Origin of the sequence: Bacillus sanguinis, assembly GCF_018332475.1 — a bacterium.
Lineage (GTDB): Bacteria > Bacillota > Bacilli > Bacillales > Bacillaceae_G > Bacillus_A > Bacillus_A sanguinis.
The window spans coordinates 1-454 of the sequence record NZ_BOQB01000597.1 but is presented as its reverse complement, the minus strand read 5'-3'; the positions used below and the strand labels follow the sequence as shown (position 1 = coordinate 454).

1 protein-coding gene is annotated in these 454 nt (G+C 28.0%); it reads right to left on the bottom strand.

Annotation, left to right across the window (positions count from 1 at the left end):
• Positions 1-62: 62 nt before the first annotated feature.
• Complete coding sequence (locus KI369_RS28760) at positions 63-383, bottom strand: ArsR/SmtB family transcription factor (RefSeq protein ID WP_000658768.1); 321 nt, start codon at positions 381-383, stop codon at positions 63-65.
• Positions 384-454: the final 71 nt, after the last annotated feature.

The window sequence follows — 454 nt, the reverse complement described above, 5'->3', positions numbered from 1 at the left end:
CTGTATTGATCAAAAAAAATTGATTAATAATATATTAAAATGCTATTTCGCCCCAACCAAAATTATGACATAGGACGAAATATACAGCATAATTGCTCAGATAATAGTGCATCTACTTCTTCTTTATTAATGTTATAGTAACTCCATGTCCCTTTTGTTTCTTTTGTAATAAGATTTGCATCAAGTAAAAGTTTTAAATGATACGAAAGTTTTGATTGTGGTAATTCAAGAACACCCGTTAAATCGCATACACAAGTTTCTCCACGTTGGCACAATTCATACAAGATGTGTAACCTTTTTTGATCTGCCAATGCTTTGAACTTTTTTTCATATTTTTCAAAGGATTGAGGAGTTGATTGATTGTATAATTTTATTTCTTTCATGGTAATTTCCTTTCATCAATTTTTTTTGATATTTATAATATATATGCCTTTCATTACTTTTGCAACTAATA

Bases quoted from the DNA above. Each gene is read 5' to 3' on its own strand.
- KI369_RS28760 (WP_000658768.1), bottom strand. From the start codon at position 383: ATGAAAGAAATAAAATTATACAATCAATCAACTCCTCAATCCTTTGAA.